This window comes from Halomonas sp. NyZ770, assembly GCF_020616575.1.
Taxonomy (GTDB): domain Bacteria; phylum Pseudomonadota; class Gammaproteobacteria; order Pseudomonadales; family Halomonadaceae; genus Vreelandella; species Vreelandella hamiltonii.
The window spans coordinates 1,579,777-1,598,085 of the sequence record NZ_CP085143.1 but is presented as its reverse complement, the minus strand read 5'-3'; the positions used below and the strand labels follow the sequence as shown (position 1 = coordinate 1,598,085).

Annotated in this window: 15 protein-coding genes; 4 read left to right on the top strand and 11 right to left on the bottom strand. The window is 62.9% G+C overall.

Translation table 11 applies throughout. The annotated features are described in order from the left end of the window. The first annotated feature begins 107 nt into the window (after positions 1-107). The gene (gene rne / locus LG409_RS07285; RefSeq protein WP_227407934.1) at positions 108-3,461 is read left to right on the top strand and encodes a ribonuclease E; all 3,354 of its coding nucleotides are present in this window, start codon (positions 108-110) and stop codon (positions 3,459-3,461) included. 54 nt (positions 3,462-3,515) lie between these two features. On the opposite strand, the gene murB is transcribed toward rne, so the two are convergent. The 7 genes from murB to LG409_RS07250 are packed head-to-tail and all read right to left on the bottom strand — an operon-like array spanning position 3,516 to position 11,082. Continuing rightward, positions 3,516-4,508: a UDP-N-acetylmuramate dehydrogenase gene (murB, locus tag LG409_RS07280; protein WP_227407933.1), complete on the bottom strand. Its 993-nt coding sequence runs from the start codon at positions 4,506-4,508 to the stop codon at positions 3,516-3,518. Positions 4,509-4,533: 25 nt separating this feature from the next. Further along, positions 4,534-5,001, bottom strand: a complete 468-nt coding sequence (locus tag LG409_RS07275; RefSeq protein WP_039177316.1) for a low molecular weight protein-tyrosine-phosphatase — start codon at positions 4,999-5,001, stop codon at positions 4,534-4,536. Next, positions 4,998-5,780: a 3-deoxy-manno-octulosonate cytidylyltransferase gene (kdsB, locus tag LG409_RS07270; protein ID WP_227407932.1), complete on the bottom strand. Its 783-nt coding sequence runs from the start codon at positions 5,778-5,780 to the stop codon at positions 4,998-5,000. Before kdsB ends, LG409_RS07275 begins: the two co-directional genes overlap by 4 nt. After that, positions 5,780-5,989 carry a Trm112 family protein gene (locus LG409_RS07265; protein WP_026001654.1) on the bottom strand — a complete coding sequence of 70 codons (210 nt, stop codon included), beginning with the start codon at positions 5,987-5,989 and terminating at the stop codon, positions 5,780-5,782. The genes kdsB and LG409_RS07265 overlap by 1 nt, the downstream gene beginning before the upstream one ends. Then, positions 5,982-6,998, bottom strand: a complete 1,017-nt coding sequence (gene lpxK, locus LG409_RS07260) for a tetraacyldisaccharide 4'-kinase (RefSeq protein WP_227407931.1) — start codon at positions 6,996-6,998, stop codon at positions 5,982-5,984. Before lpxK ends, LG409_RS07265 begins: the two co-directional genes overlap by 8 nt. Next, positions 6,995-8,731 (bottom strand): lipid A export permease/ATP-binding protein MsbA, encoded by a 1,737-nt coding sequence (gene msbA / locus LG409_RS07255; protein WP_039177328.1) that lies wholly within the window; start codon positions 8,729-8,731, stop codon positions 6,995-6,997. The genes lpxK and msbA overlap by 4 nt, the downstream gene beginning before the upstream one ends. A 56-nt stretch (positions 8,732-8,787) precedes the next feature. Then, complete coding sequence (locus LG409_RS07250; protein ID WP_227407930.1) at positions 8,788-11,082, bottom strand: DNA internalization-related competence protein ComEC/Rec2; 2,295 nt, start codon at positions 11,080-11,082, stop codon at positions 8,788-8,790. A 95-nt stretch (positions 11,083-11,177) separates the two neighbouring features. Here LG409_RS07250 and LG409_RS07245 point away from each other — a divergent pair, with 95 nt between their 5' ends. After that, entirely contained in the window at positions 11,178-11,729 is a 552-nt protein-coding gene (locus LG409_RS07245) for a DUF2062 domain-containing protein (RefSeq protein WP_039177335.1), read from the top strand. 11 nt (positions 11,730-11,740) lie between these two features. Here LG409_RS07245 and LG409_RS07240 read toward each other — a convergent pair whose 3' ends face one another. Then, positions 11,741-12,451 (bottom strand): ABC transporter ATP-binding protein, encoded by a 711-nt coding sequence (locus tag LG409_RS07240; RefSeq protein ID WP_227407929.1) that lies wholly within the window; start codon positions 12,449-12,451, stop codon positions 11,741-11,743. A 10-nt stretch (positions 12,452-12,461) separates the two neighbouring features. Further along, positions 12,462-13,703 (bottom strand): lipoprotein-releasing ABC transporter permease subunit, encoded by a 1,242-nt coding sequence (locus LG409_RS07235; RefSeq protein WP_081137070.1) that lies wholly within the window; start codon positions 13,701-13,703, stop codon positions 12,462-12,464. Between the two features lie 198 nt (positions 13,704-13,901). Between LG409_RS07235 and LG409_RS07230 the strand changes: the two genes are divergently transcribed. After that, positions 13,902-14,972, top strand: a complete 1,071-nt coding sequence (locus LG409_RS07230) for an agmatine deiminase family protein (protein WP_227407928.1) — start codon at positions 13,902-13,904, stop codon at positions 14,970-14,972. Positions 14,973-14,996: 24 nt separating this feature from the next. Further along, positions 14,997-15,899 (top strand): carbon-nitrogen hydrolase, encoded by a 903-nt coding sequence (locus LG409_RS07225; protein ID WP_227407927.1) that lies wholly within the window; start codon positions 14,997-14,999, stop codon positions 15,897-15,899. Between the two features lie 146 nt (positions 15,900-16,045). Here LG409_RS07225 and LG409_RS07220 read toward each other — a convergent pair whose 3' ends face one another. Both LG409_RS07220 and argJ read right to left on the bottom strand, forming a co-directional pair. Beyond that, entirely contained in the window at positions 16,046-17,002 is a 957-nt protein-coding gene (locus LG409_RS07220) for a Nudix family hydrolase (RefSeq protein ID WP_227407926.1), read from the bottom strand. Between the two features lie 77 nt (positions 17,003-17,079). After that, positions 17,080-18,309: a bifunctional glutamate N-acetyltransferase/amino-acid acetyltransferase ArgJ gene (argJ, locus tag LG409_RS07215; protein WP_227407925.1), complete on the bottom strand. Its 1,230-nt coding sequence runs from the start codon at positions 18,307-18,309 to the stop codon at positions 17,080-17,082.

Here is an 18,309-nt window from a genome sequence, read left to right as displayed (position 1 = left end):
CCCGGCTTGATGCGTCAGCATAGCCATGCGCCGAGCACAAGCACGCAGCACACAGCGGTTCGTCGACGACTCCTCGTTTGACGGCACGACATGCTACGTGAGACCACATGAAACGGATGCTTATTAATGCGACCCAGCCCGAAGAGCTGCGGGTCGCCCTGGTAGACGGACAGCGCCTTTACGATCTGGATATCGAGTCCGGCGCACGCGAACAGAAGAAAGCCAACATCTACCGGGGCAAAATCACCCGGGTAGAACCCTCCCTCGAAGCCGCCTTCGTCGACTTTGGCGCCGAGCGCCACGGCTTTCTGCCGCTGAAAGAGATCTCTCGCGAATACTTCATCAAGGATGTTTCGGGCCGCCCCAACATCAAGGAAGTATTGAAAGAGGGCCAGGAAGTCATCGTCCAGGTAGACAAGGAAGAGCGTGGCAACAAGGGCGCTGCCCTGACCACCTTCATCAGCCTGGCCGGACGCTTTTTGGTACTGATGCCCAACAACCCTCGTGCCGGTGGCATATCGCGGCGTATCGAAGGCGATGACCGCAGCCAGCTCAAGGATGCCATGGGCCAGCTGACGGTACCCGACAAGATGGGCCTGATCGTGCGTACCGCCGGCATTGGCCGCAGCTCCGAGGAGCTGCAGTGGGACCTGGACTACCTGGTACAGGTGTGGGAATCGATCACCACCGAGTCCGCCAAGCGCCCTGCGCCTTTTTTGATCTACCGCGAATCCAACGTCATCATCCGCGCCATGCGCGACTACCTGCGCCAGGACATCGGCGAGGTGCTGATCGACAGTCCCGACATCCACGCCGAGGCGCTGGCGTTCATCCGCCAGGTGATGCCTTCCTACCAGCAAAAGATCAAGCTGTATGCCGATGAAGTGCCGCTGTTCTCGCGCTTCCAGATCGAATCTCAGATCGAAACGGCCTACCAGCGGGAAGTGAAGCTGCCCTCCGGCGGCTCCATCGTCATCGATCACACCGAAGCGCTGGTCTCCATCGACATCAACTCGGCCCGCGCCACCCGCGGCAGCGATATCGAAGAGACCGCACTGCAGACCAACACCGAAGCCGCCGACGAGATTGCTCGCCAGCTCCGCCTGCGCGACATCGGTGGGCTAGTGGTCATCGATTTCATCGACATGGGCCCTGCCCGCAACCAGCGTGAAGTCGAAAACCGCATGCGTGATGCGCTCAAGCTGGATCGCGCCCGCGTACAGATCGGCCGCATTTCGCGCTTCGGCCTGATGGAAATGTCGCGCCAACGTCTGCGCCCCTCGCTGGGTGAAACCAGCGGCGTGGTCTGCCCGCGCTGCAACGGCCAGGGCACCATCCGCGATGTGCGCTCGCTGTCGCTCTCCATCATGCGCCTGATCGAAGAAGAGGCCATGAAAGAGCGCAGCGCCCAGATCCGCGCTATCCTGCCCGTGCCGGTCGCCACTTATCTGCTCAACGAAAAGCGCAGCGTGCTGGCGGATATCGAGTCACGCCAGGGCGTACGCGTGGTCATTCTGCCCAGCCCGGACATGGACACCCCGCACTACGACGTTCAGCGCCTGCGCGATGACCACCTGGACGAAGACGACAGCCACACCCTGTCGAGCTTCGAGCTTTCCACGGACACCGAGATTGGCAAAGAGCCGCCTCCCAGCTTCGCGGCTCCGGCTCAGCGGGCAGAAGCCGCGGTCAAGAGCATCGCTCACAACGCTCCGGCCCCCGAGTCGCTGCAAACCGAAGAAGCGCCCGCCAAACCAGCCGCAGCCGTGGCGCCCGCAGAACAGCCCAGCGTACTGGGCCGCTTCATTCGCGGTTTTGCCAAACTGCTGGGTGGCGATGAGACCAGCACGACGGCCTCTCAGGAAGCCAGCTCGACGAACCGCAAGCCCGAGCAGCCGGCAGCCCCAAGCCGCCCGCCGCGCAATGAGCGTCGCCAGAAGCCTGCGCAAGAGCGCCAGTCTCAGGAGCGCCAGCCCCAGGAGCGTTCAGCACCCGAGCGTCAGGAAAACAGCGCCTCACGCGACCAGCGCAACGAGACCGTCAAGGCACCTGCTGCCCGCAACGACGATGCAAACGACAAGCGCAGCGGCCCTAGCCGCACACGCAACCGTCGCCGTCATCCGCAGCAGGAAGATGGCCGGGCTCAGGAAAGCACGCCCCGCAACCCGCGTCAGAAAGAGACTGCCAAGGAGTCGTCGCAGAACGATGCTGCCAGCAGCGCACCGCAGCCGGAACAGCGTCGCGAGAAACCCCGCGACAACAAACCCAAGCACGACGATAGCCGCTCGGAGGCCGTTCAGCAGGACGAGCCGCAAAAGGATGACGGCAAACCGAAGCGCACGCGCAACAACCCGCGCCAGCGTTCACGCAAGCAGGCACTGAGCCCACAGGCCGAAGCCGAGCAGTTGAAGCTCCAGGCAGAAGCCCAGCAGGCACCCGAGGAAGCCCCTGCCCCAGCGGAGGCAGATGCTGAAACGCCTGCAAAGAAAGCCGCGTCAGCGCCAGAAACGGCGACTCAAGCAACCGCTGCCCAAGAGACAGCCACGCAAGAGCCCGCGGCTCAATCGCCAAACGAAGCGGCAGAAGCGCACACTGACACACGTCAGGAGGCCACCGAAGAGGCCGCGGCAGAAGACACCACGGCCACCGCTCGCGCCAGCAGTGCGGACAAAGCACGCAAGTCAACGCGCCAGCGCCGTCAACCTGCCATTCGCGACGAAGCGGCCAAGGAAGCCAACGCGTCTGGAGACGACAACGATACCCCCGCCGCAGCCACAGAAGAGCCGACAGCGCCACGTGAGGAACAGCCAACCTCGTCGACGGCTCAAGAGCCTTCAGCGGCGGTAGAGAAAAAACCCTCAGCCGTGGTCGAAGAAGAGCCTTCAGCGGCGGTAGAGAAAGAGCCCTCAGCGGTGTTCGCAGAAAAGTCCTCAGCGGTTACTGAAGAAAAGCCTTCAACGACCGTGGCAGAAGCACCTTCTGCCGATGAGAGCCAATCTTCCGCCACTACTGAAGAGCCTTCAGCGGTAGTAGAGAAAGAGCCTTCGGCGGTGGTTGAAGAGAAATCTTCTGCGGTGGTTGAAGAAAAATCTTCTGCAGTAGTTGAAGAAAAAGTCTCAGCAGCCGTTGAGGAGGAGCCTTCAAAAGCGTCTTCCGCAGTAGCAGCAGAAGACACCTCAGCAGCCACTGAAGCGCAATCTTCCGTCACCACTGAGGAAAAGCCCGCCACGGCCGAGGAGCAAGCGCCCACGGAAGCGGCTCAGGAGCGCTCGACGCCTGCTGCACAAAACGCAGCAGCAGAGAAAGCCCCCGAAGCCCCTCAGGCAGCGGCCGACGCCAATGCCAGTGGCGAGCCTGCCGCTGACGAGGAGGCCTCCAAGCCACGTCGTCGCCGCCGCCGGGCTCATAACGACCCGCGTGAACAGCGCAAGCAGCAGGCCCAGCAAAACTCACCCGAGTAATGCTGACAGCCATAAAAAAACCCCGCCTCGGCGGGGTTTTTTTATGCGCTAGCGTCAAGAGATCAGTCGTGGCTCCGCTTCCAGCCTGACGCCAAAACGTTCGGCGACCGCATCTGCAACGACATCCGCAAACGCCAGCAGCTCTGCACGGTTACCGCCACCAAAGTGCACCAGCACCAGCGCCTGATGCTGATGCACGCCAAACGCCCCCTGGCGGTGCCCTTTCAGGCCACACTGATCGATCAGCCATCCGGCCGCAAGCTTCACCCCATCGGGCTGGGGAAAATGCGGCATACCAGGATAGTCGTTCAACAGCCGCTGGGCATGGTCACCGCTCACGAGCGGGTTCTTGAAGAAGCTGCCGGCATTGGCCAGCTCGGCGGGGTCCGGCAGTTTCTCCTGGCGAATGGTGCAGACGGCACGCGCCACCTCCAGCGGGTCAGGCGCGGCAGACACCCGTGCGGCCAGGTCGCCATACCTCAATTGAGGATTGGGTGTTTCCGAGAGCCGCAAGACGAGCTGCGTAATGACCACCTTGCCTGCCAACTCACGTTTGAAGAGACTGTCTCGATAACCAAACTGACACGCCTCGGCATCCAGCCAGCGCACTTCCCCAGTGGCCAGTTCGACCACCTGCACCGCCGCCAGCACGTCGGCCAGCTCGACACCATAGGCACCTATGTTCTGCACCGGAGCGGCCCCACAGTCACCGGGGATCAGCGCCAGATTCTCACAGCCCCACAGACCACGCGCTGCCAGCGCCATCACCAGGGCGTGCCAATTCACCCCCGCCCCTACGTAGGCCAGCACCTCCCGGCCACGCCGCTCCAACCACCACTGCCGGAGCGAAGGACGAATGACCACTCCTGACAACTGGCTCGGCAACAGGACGTTACTGCCCCCCCCGAGCAGCGTCATCGGCCTCCGCTGCTGCCATGCCTGATGCAACACGTCCTGCAACGCCGCCAGCGTGGTCGGCGCCGCATACTGTTCGGCCACACAGGGCAAGCGCAGCGTATTGGCCTGGGTCAGATCCCAGGATGCCATCAGAACCTTAGGGCGGGAGACAGCGCTAGCGTTCACGCTGCAACTCATCGAGCAGACCCTGCGATGCACGCTCGATCAAGTCCAGCACTTGCTCGAACCCCTCGTCGCCACCGTAATAGGGGTCAGGCACATCGCTCTGCGGCAGCCCGGCGTAATCGAGCAGCAGCCCTACTTGGGCCTGGCTACTGGCCGGTTGCAGAGCACGCATGGCGGCGAGGTTTTCGCGATCCATGCCCAGCACGTAGTCGAACTCGTGGAAGTCACTGACTTTCAATTGGCGAGCGCGAAGATGGCCAATCTCGATACCTCGTTGTCGCGCCGCCGCCTGGGAGCGGGGGTCTGGGGCTTTCCCCACGTGCCAGTCACCTACTCCGCAGGAGTCGATGGTGATGCGGTCATCCAGCCCTGCTCGCACCACGGCCTGCTGAAAAACGCCTTCCGCCGTGGGCGAGCGGCAAATATTGCCTAAACAGACGAACAGCACGCGCTTCATGAACGATCCTCCGATGACGTCAACAAGGCGCGTACCCGTGTCAGGTCCTCAGGGGTATCGACCCCCGCCGGGTTCGCAGCCGCGGCCAGCGCCACCTGAATGACATGACCGTGCTGCAATACACGCAGCTGCTCGAGCTGTTCCAACTGCTCCAGGCTGGACGCCGTCAGATCACGGTAGGTGGCCAGAAAGCTGGCACGATAAGCGTAGATGCCAATATGGCGCAGCCAGGCATCGGTGGTGAGCAAATCGGGCTGAGTCTTGAACTGCTCTCTGTCCCAAGGGATCGGCGCTCGGGAAAAATAGAGCGCGCGCCCTTGCAGTGAACGCACCACCTTGACCACATTGGGGTTGAATAGCGTATCCACATCGCCGATGGGCTCGGCCAAAGTGGCCATGGCCGCCTCAGGATCGTCTGCCAGCCGCTGGGCTACCTGGTCGATCAACACGGGAGGAATCAATGGCTCATCACCCTGCACGTTGACGACCAGCGTGTCACCCGCCAGTGAGAGCTGTTCGGCCACTTCGGCCAGCCGGTCCGTGCCGGAGGGATGGTCGGTCCGGGTCATGACCACTTCCGCGCCGTAGGCCTGCATGGCCTCACGGATACGCTCGTCGTCAGTGGCCACGATGACTCGCTGCGCCTGGCTCTCGCAGGCACGACGCCATACGTGGGCCACCATGGGCTCACCGGCGATATCCAGAAGCGGCTTGCCAGGCAGCCGTGAAGAGCCGAACCGCGCCGGGACGACCGCGATGAATTGCGCCGCAGAGCCCATCACACCTCCCCAGTACGGCCAGGTGAAGTGGCCAGCTTCTCATCGGCGTCCATCTGTCGCGCTTCTTCAGGCAGCATCACCGGAATCCCGTCTCGGATGGGATAGGCCAGACCATCATAGTGGCAGCACAACTCCTGTGCGTCGCGCTGATACTTCAGCTTGCCGTTGCAGAGCGGGCAAACCAGCATTGCCAACAGTTCCTTATCCATCGGTGCTTCCCCTTTGTGTCAGTTCTGCCAGCCTGGAAGCCAGCCAATCTTCAAACTCTTCTGGAAGCCGTGCTTCCACATCCAGCACCCAGCTGTCCGCCGGGGCCAGCTCACGGCATTTGACCGCATCCTTGGCCGTCATGACCACCGGCCCGAAGGCCATGGGCTTGAAGGTTCGCTCATCGAAAGCGTGATGATCCGCCAAGGGGTGCTGTTCCCCATGGACCCCCAGCGTTTCGAGGGTCTTGAAAAAGCGCTGCGGATTGCCGATCCCCGCCAGCGCATGTGCTGGCAGCGTAAAGGGCAAGGGAGCCAGCGGGTAGTGCTGGCCACTGGCCAGCTTGCGCCAGCCCTGGGGTACCAGTTGCATGGCCACCGAAGGCACCGGCAAGGGAGCCGTCAGCGTGCCATTGACGATCACCGCATCCACTTGTTGCAAGCGAGCAACGCCTTCGCGCAGCGGTCCTGCAGGCAGGCAGCGCTGGTTGCCCAGCCCACGGCTGCCATCGACCACCACCAGTTCAATATCGCGCCCCAGTGCCAGGTGTTGCAAGCCGTCATCGCTGATCACGATATCGCAGCCCATCTCGACCAGCGCTCGGGCGCCCCGAGCCCGCTGCGGGTCTGCGATGACGGGCAGCCCGGTCTGCTGAACCAGCATGAGCGGTTCGTCACCGCTATGCGCGGGGTCCGTGGTGGGCGTGACATGAAGCGGATAATGGGGTGCGGTGCCACCATACCCCCGGGTCACGATGCCTGGCGAGTAGCCCTGCGCGACCAGCCAGCGCCCCAACCAGGCCACCAGCGGTGACTTGCCGGTGCCGCCCAGGGTGATATTGCCCACCACGATCACCGGCACCTCCGCCCGCCAGACGGGCTTGTGCCCCCGTCGGTAATCGCGCGCTCGACGACACATGAGATAACGGTATAAATTACCTAGCGGAAACAGCGGCGCCAGCCACGGGCTTCCCCCGTAGGCGGCGTCGAGCCAGCGCTTCGCAAGGCTCACTCGTGCTCCTGAAACTGAAGCTGGTGCAGGGCCGCATAAGCACCTGACTTTTCCAGCAGCGCCTGATGGGTGCCCTGTTCCACGATCCGCCCCTGGTCCATGACCAGAATGCGGTCGGCACGCTCGATGGTCGACAGGCGGTGGGCGATCACCAGCGTGGTGCGCCCCTCACAGACCCGCTCCAGAGCTTTCTGGATATAGCGTTCGGATTCGGTATCCAGCGCCGACGTGGCCTCGTCCAGAATCAGAATCGGCGCATCCTTGAAGATGGCTCGGGCAATCGCCAACCGCTGGCGCTGCCCGCCCGAGAGCATGACCCCATTTTCGCCTACCACGGTGAGATAGCCTTCCGGCAGTTTCTCGATGAACTCACTGGCGTAGGCGGCTTCTGCGGCAGCCTTCACGGCGGCCATGTCCGGATTTTCCACGCCATACGCGATATTGTCGGCGATGGTGGCATTGAACAGGGTGACCTGCTGGGAAACCAGCGCTATCTGCTGCCGCAGCGGCCCCAGCGCGTAGCGGTCGGCATCGATGCCATCGATCAGGATCTGGCCTTCGGTGGGTCGATAGAAGCGTGGCAGCAGGCTCACCAGGGTAGACTTGCCGCTTCCCGAGCGCCCTACGATAGCGACCAATTCGCCGGGAGCGACACGCAGCTGAATATCGTGCAGCACGTTGGGCTGGTCGTCGGCGTAGCGGAAGCTGACATGGTCGATGACCACCTCGCCAGTCAAACGGCTCGGCACCACGTCGCCCTCATCGCGCTCTGGGGTCAGATCCATGAGACCGAACAGCTCGGCAGCAGCAGCAATGCCCTTCTGAATCTCACTGTTCACTTCAGTGAGCTGACGTACCGGCTTGATCATCAGCGCAGCGGCAGTAATGAAGGCAACGAATTCACCGGGCGTCATGTTGGCCATCAGACGAGGGGCCATGGCCAGCCATACCAGCAGGGCCATGGAAATGGCCACCAGCATCAGAATCACCGGCGAGCTGACCGCTCGGGTCATGGCTTCTTTCATGCTTTGCCGACGATTCTCTTCGCTGACACGTTCGAAGCGCTGCTTTTCATAGGCTTCGGCACCATGGGTGCGCACCACGCGATACCCCGAGAGGGCTTCCGAAGCCACGTGCGTCACATCGCCCATGGAGTGCTGGATGCGCTTGGAGATGCGCCGAAAGCGCTTGCTGACGTAACTCACCACACCGGCAATCAACGGCGTCACGCCCATGAACAGCAGAGTGAGCATCCAGTTGGTCCAGAACAGGTAGCCAATCAGGCCCACCACGAAGAGTCCTTCACGGAGAATGATGGTCACCGCGTTGGTCGCTGCCCCGGCAACCTGCTCGACATGGTAGGTCACCCGGGACACCAGATGCCCGCTGGAGTGGTGATCGAAGAAGCGCCCCGGCAAATGCAGCATGTGATCGAATACGTTACAGCGCAGCGTATGAATCACATAGCGCCCTACGTAGGCCATGAAGTAAGTACTGAGGAAAGTGCCCAACCCTCGGGCTGCGAACATCAGCACGACGAACAAGGGCAGGAAAAGCCGAAACGCGGCATCGGGATTCTGAATGCCATCGATGAGGCGCTTCATCATCTCGGCCAGCGCAGTGCTGGACGCGGCGTAAATCAGAAACCCGACCACGGCCAGCGAAAAAGCGCGCCAGTGTGGCTTCACATAACTCAACAAGCGTTTATAGAGTACCCAACCTGAATCAGTCACACGCGCTCCCGGCAGTAGTGTGCAGTGGGGGCGATTCTACCCTATGGTGGCCCGCTTCAACACCGCTTCTGGCCACCGGGGACACGCCGCTGGGTATCTATCTGCACGGGCACCCCCGGTTCCAGGCGGATACGCACCGCGCCATCATGGGCGGTACTCCACAGGCAGCTGTGCTGGCGGCGGAAGCGCCGTACCACCTCATCGGCCGGGTGCTGGAAGGCATTATCGCGTCCGGCACTGAAGATGGCATGCCGAGGCATCGCTTCACGGACGAACTGCACACCGGAACTGGTGTGACTGCCGTGATGGCCCGCCACCAGCACCGTGACGTCACCGGCCAACAAGGGCAGCAAGTGGCGTTCCACCTGACGCCCCACATCACCGGTGATCAGCAGCCGATGCTCTCCCACCTGGACTTCCAGCACGCAGGAGCGGTCATTGGAAGAGAGCTGCTGATGTCCTGCCGGGGGCCAGAGGAAACGATAAGTGACGCCGTCCTGCTGCCATTGCTGGCCCTGCTCACAGGGCATGCTGTCGACGATCAGCGGCTCGTCCAGCGGAGCACGCCAGTCCGCCACCTGATGTTCGTCCCGCAACGCTTCGACGCCGCCTGCGTGGTCGGTATCGGCATGGCTGACCACCACCAGGTCGAAGGCCTGACCAGGCGGCCAGAGCGTTTGCAAGGGCATGAAACCGCTGCGAAAACGCGGCCCCGTGTCGTAAAGCATCCGATAATCGGCGCTGCGCAGCTCGACCAGCTGGCCCTGCCCCACATCGTGCACGGTGACGACCAGCCGACGCTCTTCGACGCGTTCACTTGGCCACCAGGGAGCGCTCAGCGCCAATAGCGTGACCAGTATGCGCACCCCGCTGGGCGTGGCGGGCAATCCCCAGCCAAGCGCCAGCAGCAGCCAGGCCAGTGCCAACGGGTAAACGTGCTCGGGCGGTGGCTGCCACAGCGGTGCCAGGGCCAACGAGGCCTCCAGTAGATAATGGAACAGCGCCAGCGCCTGTGTGAACACCCACCAGGCTGCCAGCCCAATGCCCGGCAGCGGCGCGAGCAGCCACCCCAGCAGCGCCGAAGGCACCATGATCGAGCTGACCCAAGGTACGGCCAACAGGTTGACCAGCGGAGCCGCGGGCGCCACTCGGCCAAATGCCAACAGCACCGCCGCCGCCATCAGCGGGGCCAGCAACAGCTGGGAACGCAGCAGCGCCCAGCACCAGCCTTTGATACCCCGAGGGCGAGGGCGCCCCTGCCAGATCACGATCAGCCAGCCCACCGCCACGAACGACAGCCACAAGCCTGGCCGCCATAGAGAGAGCGGGTCGGCCACCACGATAACGGCGAGGGCCAGCCACCAGGCCTGCCAGGGGCCTGGCGCATGGCGCCCGCTCAACACCCATAGCCCCAGCAGGGTCATGATCATGGCGCGCATGGCAGGAGGTGCCAGCCCTGCCAGCAGTGCATAGCCCACGGCAGCCGCCCCCGCCACCCACCAGGGCCAGACGCGCAGGCGCCAGTCACCGGGAGTCATCAGCCGTGCTGCCAAGCGGGCCAACAGCAGCGCAAAGGACGCCACCAGGCCAACGTGCAAACCGGAAATCACCACCAGGTGCGTGGTGCCGGTAGCATTCAACAGCGCCCAGTCCTGCTGCGTCAGCTGGTCGCTATCGCCCAGCGTCAACGCGGCCAGCCAGCGCTGGGTACGCGCCTCTGGCGCAGTACTCTCCAGGTAGGCCACCGCCTGCTGACGTAGTTGAAAAGGCGCCTCCGACAAACGTTCGGGCGCAGGGTCGTTGCGTACATAGCCAGTGGCATGAATACCTTCACGCCATAGCCACTGGGCATAGTCAAAGCTGTTGGGGTTGGCAAAGCCTCTGGGTGGGCGCAGCCGAACGGTCAGCTGCCAGCGCTCGCCAACAGCGTAAACCGCACTGGACTGGGAGGCAGACGAGGGAAAAGCCGAGTAGGCGTTGACCCGCACTTGCTTCAGTCGATCACAGGGCAGCAGGGACTCCGGCGAGCGGCACGCTTCTACCGCCAGCCTCAAACGCTGGCTGCCGCCGTCCTCTCTTTGCACGTGGAGCACGCGGGCCTCCAGGGTCAGGTCCTGGCCGCTCAAGCCGTCGGGCAGTCGCTTGCCCCACTCCTGCTGAAGGGTCAGCACCATCAGTGCCACCAGCGCCAGCCATATCCACCAGCGTGGGCGCATCGTCGCCACGATCACGGCAGCCACCATCAGCAGTGCCAGCGCCAGGGTGGCGTCCCGCTCGGCCCCCAGCCAACCCGCCAGCGCACCCCCCAACAGCGCAGCCAAGGCCGCTGGCACCGCACTCCCTCGCCCCATTCCACCTCCCTGGCCGAGACTCTTCGCCTCAGTAACGTAGCCTAAGCCCTGCGCTATGTGGATAATAGCCTGCACCAATAGCAAGAGTACCTGACATGCCGCGCCGTTTCCTGCAGCGCTACATGCCTAAACCGGACACCATCCGACGCCAACGATCGCTACGTTTCATGGCGCCGTTGATTGCCGATCCAGGTTTGTGGCTACTCACTCGACGCAGCGTTGCCAACGCATTCAGTGTCGGGCTTTTTTGTGCCATGCTGCCCATTCCTTTTCAAATGGTCGTGGCCGCGCTGGGGGCACGGCTGGCTCGCTGCAATCTGGCGCTCTCGGTAGGCCTGGTGTGGGTCACCAATCCGCTGACCATGCCGCTGATCTTCTACATCAATTACCGGATCGGTACTTTTTTGCTGGGCGCTCCGGTACGCGAGGCGCCATCACGCATTTCGACCCGCTGGATAGCCGAGCAGATGCACGACATCCTGCCGCCCCTCCTGCTGGGCTCACTGATTACTGCCATCGCACTGGCCCTCATCGCCAACGTCGCAATTCGGCTCATCTGGCGCTGGCACGTCTCCCATAACTGGAAACGCCGCCGCCTGAAAAGGCGACGGCGCAGAGCCTGCATCGAATCGCAGTTCGACGATTAACCCCTGAGCGATTAACTCTGGAGCTGCTCGACGAGCCGCCCACCATCCAGCTTCATGACCCGATCCTGATGAGCTGCCAGGCTCACATCGTGAGTCACGATCACGAAGGCACAGGCGCTCTCCTTGGCCAGCTCATCCATCAAGTCCAGAATGGTGCTGGCGGTGGTCTGATCGAGATTGCCAGTGGGTTCATCCATCAACACCAGGCTCGGGTCGGTCACCAGCGCCCTGGCAATGGCCACACGCTGACGCTCGCCGCCCGAAAGCTCACCAGGCTTGTGGTCGGCACGCGCCTTCATGCCCACCCGGTCGAGCAGCTGCAAGGCGCGCTGTTCGGCGACCTTTTTCGCCTGGCCGCGAATGATCAGCGGCAGCGCGGCATTTTCCAGCGCAGTGAACTCGGCCAGCAGGTGGTGGAACTGGTAAACGAAGCCAATGTAGCGGTTGCGAAATTTGCCAAGTGCGGCTTCGTTCAGCTCCGACAGCGGTTCGCCAGCGATCACCACGCTGCCTTCGCTGGGGCGATCCAACCCTCCCAGCAGGTTCAACAGCGTGGTCTTGCCGGAACCGGAGCTGCCCACGATGGCCACGCGCTCCCCGGCATGTACCTGAAGGTCCAGCTGGTCCAGCACCGTCAAATCCTGCGGCCCTTCGCTATACACCCGTGTCAGGCCACGGCATTCCAGCATGACGGCGGGTGGTTGAGTAATCGTCGAAATCATCGGAGCATCCTTATTCATAGCGTAGTACGTCAGCCGGTTGAACCCGAGCTGCTCGCCAGGCAGGGTAAAGTGTCGAGAGGAACGTCAGGCCGAAGGCGGCCAGCACGATGTCCCGCACATCGCTCCACTGCAAGCGCGAGGGCAAGTCGCTGATGAAGTAGACCCCGGCATCGAGGAACTGGATGCCGAAAGCACTCTCGAACCAGGCGATGATGTCGGAAATGGTCAGCGCCAGCGCAATGCCGACCGCTACGCCGACGGCAATGCCGATCAAGCCGATGGCCAACCCCTGGACGATGAAAATACCCATGATCGAGCGCGGCGTGGCACCGATGGTGCGCAAGATGGCAATGTCGGCACGCTTGTCGGTCACTACCATGACCAGGGTGGACACGATGTTGAACGCCGCCACCGCAATGATCACCGTCAGCAGCAGCGCAATCATGCGCTTCTCCATCTGGATGGCCTGGAACAGGTTGCCGTGGGAGAACGTCCAGTCGGTGCCACGATAACCCGAGCCCAACTCCCTGACGATGGCCTGGGTTTCGCTCCCGGCCACGAACAGGTCATCCAGCTCGAGTCGCAGCCCACCTACGGCGTCGCCCATGCGCGCCAGGGTCTGCATGTCTTCGATGTTGGCATAGGCCAGATTGGCATCCAGATCCGCGCCCACGCTGAAGATTCCACTGACCGTGAAACGCTTCAGCCGGGGAAAGACCCCAGCGGGCGTAATCGACGCTTCGGGCACCAGCAGCGTGACGCGGTCACCCACCCCGACGCCAAGACGCCTGGCCAGCATGGAGCCCAGCACCACATTCCACTCGCCGGGCACCAGATCGGCCAGCTCACCTTCCCGCATGTGCTGGCCAATGATCGATACCTGGCCTTCCCAGTCGGGGTGGATGCCGTTCACCATGGCCCCCTGATTACGCCCACCCGACGAAAACATGCCCTGCTGTTCGACATAAGGCGCCGCGCCAATCACTCGCTCGCGCTGCGTCAGCCGGTTGGCCAAGGCCTCCCATTCGACCAGACCCTCCTGCGCTTCGATCTTGGTGTGTGGCACCATGCCGAGGATGCGCGTACGCAGCTCATGATCGAAGCCGTTCATGACCGACAACACCAGAATCAACACCGCCACGCCGAGCATCAATCCGAGCATCGAGGTCAGTGAAATGAACGAAATAAAATGGTTCCGGCGTTTAGCGCGCACATAGCGCAGCCCCACCAGGAAAGGCAAACGATCAAGCATGGCTTCATTCCTTAATAATGAGCGTCCATGGTACGGTTTTTTCAGCATGGCTGCATGTACAAACGCAGCCTTAGAGTAGCGAAAGCAGCGGCTGTTCCCTGGCACACGGTAACGCTTGCAAGTTGCGAGGCAACCCCCTAAATTGCGGCCGTTCCTCTTGCCCGCTGGGCGAGCCCTCTTACCTCGACACGAGTACCCGTGACATTGGCTATCAAGACGTATCGCTTGCTCCCCGAATGGCATCCACAGGATGGCCTACAGTTGACCTGGCCCCGCCCAGACGGCGACTGGGCGCCCATGCTATCGCGGATCGAAGCGACCCTTGAGCGCATTGTGTTGGCCACCGCACGCTATCAACGCGTCATCATCAGCGTGCCGGATGAGGCGACTCGGCAACGCCTGCTCGCCACGTTCAGCGCTTATGGCATCCCCGACGCGCAGCTGCAGCTGATTGTCGCACCCACCGACGATACCTGGGCGCGCGATCACGGCCCCATCACGGTGCTGGACGAAGAGGATCAGCCCCTGCTGCTGGACTATACCTTTACCGGCTGGGGCGGCAAATTTCCTGCCGAGCACGACAACCAGCTCACCCAATGGCTGGCCGACGCCGGAATATGGGCCTGCCCCGTCGCCTCCCGGGCCATGGTGCTGGAAGGGGGTGGCATCGAGACCGACGGCGAAGGCACGCTGTTGACGACCGAAGCCTGCCTGCTGAACCCCAACCGCAACCCGACCCTCAGCCGCGCCGACATGGAAGCCCGGCTGGCTGACGATTTCGGCGTGGACCGCTTTCTGTGGCTGGCTCATGGCCACCTGGAAGGCGACGACACCGACAGCCATGTGGACACGCTGGCACGCTTTTGCGACCCCACCACCATTGCCTACGTGCGCTGCGACGATCCAACAGATCCGCATTATCCGGCATTGCAGGCCATGGAACAGGAGCTCAAGGCGTTCCGCCAGCGCAATGGCGAGCCCTACCGCCTGATCGCCCTGCCCTGGCCACAGGCATGTTTCGACCCGGAAGATGGCCACCGGCTGCCGGCTACCTACGCCAACTTCCTGATCATCAACGAGGCGGTGCTGGTGCCCACCTATGGTGACCCCGCCGACGTGGTTGCCCTGCAAGCCCTGGCCACGGCGTTTCCGGAGCACACGCTGATCCCGATCGAGTGCGTCAGCGTGATTCGCCAGCACGGCAGCCTGCACTGCCTGACCATGCAGCTACCCAAAGGCACACTCGCCCCGATTGTTTCCATGTCTTGAAGTGAACGTCTTGAGGAGAACGGCATGTCACACACGCTGAACGTTGCGGTCATTCAACAGGCTGCCTGGCCTGACAAGGCACGCAGCCTGGCAGAGAGCGAAGCCGGTATTCGCGAAGCAGCCCGTCAAGGTGCCCAGCTAGTGCTGCTGCAGGAGCTGCATGCTACCCACTACTTCTGCCAATACGAAGACCCGGCGCTGTTCGATCTGGCCGAGCCGCTGGATGGCCCCACCGGGCAGCGCCTGGCCGACCTGGCAAAAGAGCTGGATATCGTGCTGGTGGGCTCGCTGTTCGAGAAGCGCGCCGCAGGCCTCTACCACAATACCGCCGTGGTGTATGACCGCGCCCAGGGTCGCGTGGGCCAGTATCGCAAGATGCACATTCCCGACGATCCCGGCTTCTACGAGAAATTCTACTTCACCCCCGGCGATGCCGATGCCGCCCGTGGCGATGGTTTCACCCCCATCGACACCTCGGTGGGACGCCTGGGCATCCTGGTGTGTTGGGATCAGTGGTATCCGGAAGCCGCACGACTCATGGCGCTGGCGGGCGCGGAGCTGCTGCTCTACCCTACGGCGATTGGCTGGGACCCCAGCGACGACCCTGCCGAAAAAGCTCGCCAGAAGGAAGCCTGGACGCTGATTCAGCGTGCCCACGGCGTCGCCAATGGCCTGCCGGTACTGGTCGCCAACCGGGTGGGCTTCGAAACCGACCACTCGGGCGTCGGCGAGGGTATCGAATTCTGGGGAGGCAGCTTCATCTGCGGCCCCCAAGGGGAGCTGCTGGCCCATGCTGGCGAGCAGCGCGAGCAGCTGGTGGTGACCCTGGACATGGCGCGCAGTGAAAACACGCGACGCATCTGGCCTTATCTGCGCGACCGCCGTATCGATGCCTACGGTGACCTGACGCGCCGCTACCGGGATTGAGCCAAGCGTCCTTTCAACCACCGCCATCGTAAAAAAACGCCTACTCGGGTAACCCGAGCAGGCGTTTTCATTTGCACCACGAGGCGTCCCTTCCTCACGCCATGTCGCCCGTCGCCTGCCGACAAGCAGGGCTGGACGTCACGGGCTCACTTCCAGAAATCGCGGATCGACGCGATCCCCTGAGCCCCCACGGCGCGGGCGTGGTTGGCATCGAAGCGCGTCATGCCACCCAGCGCAAACACCGGCATGCCCGCCCGCTCGACCAACTGCTGGAAGTCGTGCCACCCCATGGGGGCCACTTCCGGGTGGGAGGGCGTGGTACGCAGGGGTGACAGCGTCACGAAATCGCAGCCCAGCACGGCGGCTTGAGACAGCTGTGTCTGGTCATGGGTCGAGGCAGAGAGCCACTTGTTTTCGGCAATGGGGCGGCGGTCCAGCGACATCAAACGCGCACTGGTGAGATGAATACCGTCGGCATCCACCTGCTCCAGCACTTCCGGCTCGGCATTGAGCAGCAGCTTGGCGCCGTACTGGCGGCACAGCGCCAACGCACGCTCTGCCCGCGTCAGGTAGGCCGCTTTATCCAGCGACTTGGCCCGCAGCTGCACCAGGCGAACATTATCCTCACGCAGGGCACGTTCCAGCAGCGCTGCAAACCGCTCATCATCGGCCTCTTCACCGGTAATGAGGTATTCGGTAGGCAGCATCACTGCGCGCAGGATGGGCAGATTGGCGGCGGGGAACGGGTAGTTCACCAGCTCGTCCATGGGTACCCAGCGCACGGCCTGACCTTCACGCCCGAAAGGTTCACCGGCAAACTCATGCACTTGCCACACGTCCAGCAGAATGTGCTTGTCCGGGTACTCGTGGTGCACACGAATCAGAGGCTGGGCGCGCACGATCTCTACCCCCAGCTCTTCATGCAGCTCACGCTTCAGACCTTCCAGGCCCGTTTCATAGGGCGCCAGCTTGCCGCCAGGAAACTCCCACAGGCCGCCATGATCGACATTGGACGGCCGACGCGCGATCAACACGTGCTTCTGATCAGCGCTGATGATGGCCGCTGCCGCGACATGAACCCGTCGTTTTACCATTACACTCATTACGTCTAATCCACTCTGTGCGCGCCGCACGGGACAGGTACGGCGCTATCTGGCTTTGTTGAGCACGATGCCACAGCCTAGCTGCGGTAATCCGCATTGATGGACACATAGTCATGGGAAAGATCGGAGGTCCATACGGTAGCCCCCTCCTCACCACGACCCAGCGTGATCCGAATGGTGATCTCCTCCTGCGCCATGACCGCACTGCCAGCGGCCTCGGTATAGCTGCTGGCGCGACCGCCCTGCTCCACCAGCCGCACGTCCCCAAGGTCGATGACCACTCGGCTGACGTCGAAGGCCTCAACTGGCGCACGGCCCACTGCGGCCAGAATACGCCCCCAGTTGGCATCCGAGGCATACAGCGCGGTTTTCACCAGCGGCGAGTGGGCAACGGTGAAGGCGACATCCAGTGCTTCCTGGCGGGTACGCGCCTCATCGACCTGCAAAGTGACGAACTTGGTCGCCCCTTCGCCATCACGAATGATGGCCTGTGCAAGCTCGGTCATCACGCGCTGCAGGCCATTGCGGAAAATCGCCACCTGCTCATCGCTTTCGATGCGAGCGCCGGTTCCCGTGGCCGCCAGCATGCAGGCGTCGTTGGTGGAGGTGTCGCTATCCACCGTGATGCAGTTGAACGAACGATCAACGGTCTCGCGCAGCAGGGTTGCCAACAGCGTTTGCTCGATGGCCGCATCGGTGACCACGAACCCCAGCATGGTGGCCATGTTGGGCTTGATCATGCCCGACCCTTTGGTAATGCCGTTGATGGTGACCTGCTGATCCCCCAGCGCTACCGTCACCGTTGCCCCTTTGGCGCGGGTGTCCGTGGTCAGAATACCTTCGCCGGCGTATTGCCAAGCCTGACTACTGGCCGCCAGGGTGTCCAGCGCTGGCGGCATACCCGCCAATAGCCGCGCCATGGGCAGCGGCTCTCCGATCACACCGGTCGAAAACGGCAGTACCTGCTCCGCCGAAACGCCTGCCTGCGCGGCCAGTGCCGCGCAGCTCTCACGAGCATCCTGCAGCCCCGAGTCGCCGGTACCCGCATTGGCATTACCGGTATTGATCAGCCAATAGCGAGGTGTCTTCCCCGCCGCCTGACACTGTGCCATGTGCTCCTTGGCCACGGTCACCGGCGCTGCGCAGAACGCATTGCGGGTAAACACGCCCGCCACGCTGGCGCTTTCGGGCAGTTCGATCACCACCATATCGCGGCGGCCCGGCTTCTTGATGCCCGCCATTGCAGTGCCCAGACGCACCCCTTCAAGGGGTGGCAACTCCGGAAAGGGAAGGTTACCCACCGCCAT